4 protein-coding genes are annotated in these 3,301 nt (G+C 72.3%); 3 read left to right on the plus strand and 1 reads right to left on the minus strand.

The features are described 5' to 3' along the window. The first annotated feature begins 75 nt into the window (after positions 1-75). The 3 genes from ACFW1A_RS39540 to ACFW1A_RS39550 all read left to right on the plus strand — a co-directional run bounded on the left by ACFW1A_RS39540 (position 76) and on the right by ACFW1A_RS39550 (position 1,809). On the plus strand, positions 76-1,083 hold the full coding sequence (locus ACFW1A_RS39540) for a helix-turn-helix domain-containing protein (RefSeq protein ID WP_380418380.1): 1,008 nt from the start codon (positions 76-78) through the stop codon (positions 1,081-1,083). A gap of 100 nt (positions 1,084-1,183) precedes the next feature. Beyond that, positions 1,184-1,405, plus strand: a complete 222-nt coding sequence (locus ACFW1A_RS39545) for a type II toxin-antitoxin system VapB family antitoxin (protein ID WP_380418382.1) — start codon at positions 1,184-1,186, stop codon at positions 1,403-1,405. Next, positions 1,402-1,809 carry a PIN domain-containing protein gene (locus tag ACFW1A_RS39550; protein ID WP_380418384.1) on the plus strand — a complete coding sequence of 136 codons (408 nt, stop codon included), beginning with the start codon at positions 1,402-1,404 and terminating at the stop codon, positions 1,807-1,809. Before ACFW1A_RS39545 ends, ACFW1A_RS39550 begins: the two co-directional genes overlap by 4 nt. 113 nt (positions 1,810-1,922) lie before the next feature. Here the strand turns inward: ACFW1A_RS39550 and ACFW1A_RS39555 are convergent. Further along, the coding region (locus ACFW1A_RS39555) for a beta-ketoacyl reductase (protein ID WP_380418387.1) at positions 1,923-3,301 on the minus strand (1,379 nt) is incomplete at its 5' end.

The raw sequence follows: 3,301 nt of genomic DNA on the forward strand, positions 1-3,301 counted from the left end.
GCGCCGGTGTCCGCCGCGGACCGATCGCGTCCGACCCGGTGTGCTCGGGCCGGTGAGCCAGTAGCCTGCTCGGCCATGACCCATCTGCTCGAACCCGTCGGGCTGTCCGAGCGCGCCAGCGAGGTCTACCTGCACCTGCTGGGCCGCGGCGAGCTCGGCGCGGACCAGATCGCCGAAGCCGTCGGCGTGCCCGTCGCGGCGGCCGCGGCGGCGCTGGCCGAACTCACCGCGGCGGGCCTGTGCGCCCCGCTGCCCGGCATGCCGAGCCGGTACTTCGCCGCCCCGCCCGACGTGGCGCTGGAGTCGGTGGTGCTGGAGCGGCAGCGGCGGCTGGACGTCCTGCGCAGCGACGCAAGGCAGTTGGCGCTGCAGGCCAGGGCGACCCGGGTGGGGCCGGACCAGATGATCCAGCGGATCGAGGGCGAGGCGGCCGTGCTGGCGCTGCTCGCCGAACTCGAACTCGGCTCGCGCCACGAGGTGTTGATCATCGATCGGCCACCCTACCTGGACGGCGCCGCCGACAACGTCAACGAACTCCAGGCCCTGGGGCGCGGCGTGAGCTACCGGGCGATCTACCACGCCCCCACCCTGGCCGAGCCCGGCCGGGCCGCCATGCTGGAGCGCTTCCTGGCGGCCGGCGAACAGGCCCGCAGCCTGCCGGACGCGCAGATGAAGATGCTCATCGTGGACCGCCGACAGGCCGTGATCCCCCCGGACTTCGCCACCGCCGACGCCACCACCCGGCTGCTGATCGGCCCCTCCCCGCTGCTGGACGCGCTGCTGCTGGCCTTCGAATCGCTCTGGGAGAAGGCCGTCCCGCTCGGCGGCCGGCTCCCGGCCGGCGCCCGCCCGGGCGGCGCCGACGACCTGTCCCCGCGCGACCTGGCGATCCTGCGGATGCTGACCGCCGGCGCCAAGGACCGCACCATCGCCCGCGCCCTGCGGATCGGCGAGCGGACCGTGATGCGCCGGATCCAGGCCCTGATGGAGGCCCTGAACGCCGACACCCGCTTCCAGGCGGGCGTGCAGGCGGCACTGCGGGGGTGGCTGGACACCAGGGAGCAGCCGCCGGCGCAGCAGTGATCACGGGAGCTGCGGTCCGGGGTGCACCTCTCCGCTCCTCATGTTGGTCACGTACAACGGGATATACATTGCCAACATTGCGAGCTTCCGGAGGCGCCAGGTGTCCGTGACCCAGATCGACATCGACGACGAGGCCCTGGAGCGAGCCATGGCGCTTGCCGGTGCGCGGACCAAGAAGGAGGCTGTCAACCTCGCCCTTCGGTTCTATGCCGAGCAGCAGGAACGCGCGGCCCGGATCGGCCGGCATTTCGAGCGAGCGCAGCACTGGGGTGCCGTCGAGCACGCCGCGCGTCTGCACCAGGCCGAGAAGGATGCCCGTTGATCTACCTCCTCGACAGCTCGGGCCTGGTCCGACTGCTGCGGGACCGGAAACTGCAGGGTGCTTGGTACGAAGCGATCGACGCTGGATCGATTGCTTCGTGCTCTCCGCAGCGCGCCGAGTTCCTGTACAGCGCGCGTGACGGGCGGGAGTACGACGAGATCTCCGAGATGTTCACCGAGCTGTATCCGGACGTCTCCGTGCCGAAGAGCGCGGGGCGGTGGATCGACACGGTGCAGCGCCGGACGGCCCTGGCCGGCCATCACCGAAGCGCCTCCGCAGTCGACCTCATGATTGCAGCGACAGCTGCCCACCACGGCCTCACCGTGCTCCATGACGATGTGGACTATCGGACGGTGGCGCGTCACGCCCCCGATCTCAGTGAGCACAGCGTCCTGGACGTCTGACGCCGCGCTGAAGGTGGTCGCAGAGGGGGCACGAGAGCACAGCCGCGCGGAAGGGCGGGTCCACTGGGGGAAGTGGGCCCGCCCTTCCTTCTTTGACGGGCGACTGGTGGGGGTCAGTCGTCCAGCGAGGCGAGTTCGGCGTCGAGGATGGCGAACAGGTCGTCGGCGGAGGCCTCGCTCAGGTCCTCGGCGGGGTCGTCGGCGCCGAACAGCTCCGTGCGGAGGTGGTCGACGACCGTGGCGGCCGTGGGGTAGTCGAAGACCAGGGTCGGGGTGAGGCGCAGGCCGGTGGCGGTGGAGAGGCGGTTGCGGAGCTCCAGTGCGGTGAGGGAGTCGACCCCCAGCTCCAGGAAGCCGCGGTCGGCGCCGATGGACTCCTTCCGGTCGTGGCCGAGCACGGCGGCCGCGTGGGTCCGCACCAGGTCCAGCAGCGCCCGCTCGCGTTCGGCGGGGTTGAGGGCGGTCAGGCGCCGGCGAAGTGCGTCCGCGCCGCTCTCGGAGGTGCTGCTGGTGACGGCCCGGCGGGCGGCCCCGGTGGGGGCGAGGGCGCGCAGCAGGGCGGGGATCTCGTCGGTGCGGGTGCGCAGGGCGTTGGTGTTGACGTGCAGCGGGACGAGCGCCGGGTGGGGGGAGGCCAGCGCGGCGTCCAGCAGGGCCAGGCCGTCGGTCTCGGTCAGGGCGGGCAGGCCCTGGCGGTTCATCCGGGCCAGGTCCGCCTCGGTGAGGTCGGCACTGAGACCGGTGTTGGTGTTCCAGAGGCCGTAGGCGAGGGCGGTGGTGGGGTGTCCGTGGTGGGTGCGGTGGTGGGCGAGGGCGTCGAGGTAGGTGTTGGCGGCGGCGTAGGGGCCTTGTCCGGCGGCGAGGACGAGGCCGCCGGCGGAGGAGATGAGGAGGAAGTGGTCGAGGGTGTGGTGGCGGGTGGCGTGGTGGAGGTGGTGGGCGGCGTGGGCTTTGGGGGCGAGGGTGTGGGTGAGGTGGGTGGTGGTGAGGGCGGGGGTGAGGGCGTTGTCGGCGGTGCCGGCGGCGTGGATGAGGGTGGTGAGGGTGGGGAGGGAGTCGATGAGGTGTTGGACGGTGTGGGGGTCGGTGATGTCGTCGGCGGTGATGGTGACGGTGGCGCCGAGGTTTTGGAGGTCGGTTTGGAGTTGGGTGGCGCCGGGGGCGTGGGGTCCGCGGCGGCTGGTGAGGTGGAGGTGGCGGGCGCCGTGGTGGGTGACGAGGTGGCGGGCGATGAGGGCGCCGAGGCCGCCGGTGCCGCCGGTGATCAGGACGGTGCCGTCGGGGTTGATGGGGGTGGGGGTGGTGGTTGTGGTGGTGGGGGTGAGGCGGGGGATGTAGGTCTTGTTGTGGCGGTGGGCGAGTTCGGGTTCGTCGGCGAGGACGGTCGGTGTGCCGGGGGTGTCGGTGTCGGTGTCGGTGTGGGTGTCGGTGTCGAGGAGGTGGATGCGGCCGGGGTTCTCGGCCTGGGCGGCGCGGACCAGGCCCCAGACGG

The organism is Kitasatospora sp. NPDC058965 (assembly GCF_042741245.1).
Lineage (GTDB): Bacteria > Actinomycetota > Actinomycetes > Streptomycetales > Streptomycetaceae > Kitasatospora.

Excerpts from the sequence above, each read along its gene's own strand:
- ACFW1A_RS39540 (WP_380418380.1), top strand. The coding sequence starts at position 76 with ATGACCCATCTGCTCGAACCCGTCGGGCTGTCCGAGCGCGCCAGCGAG.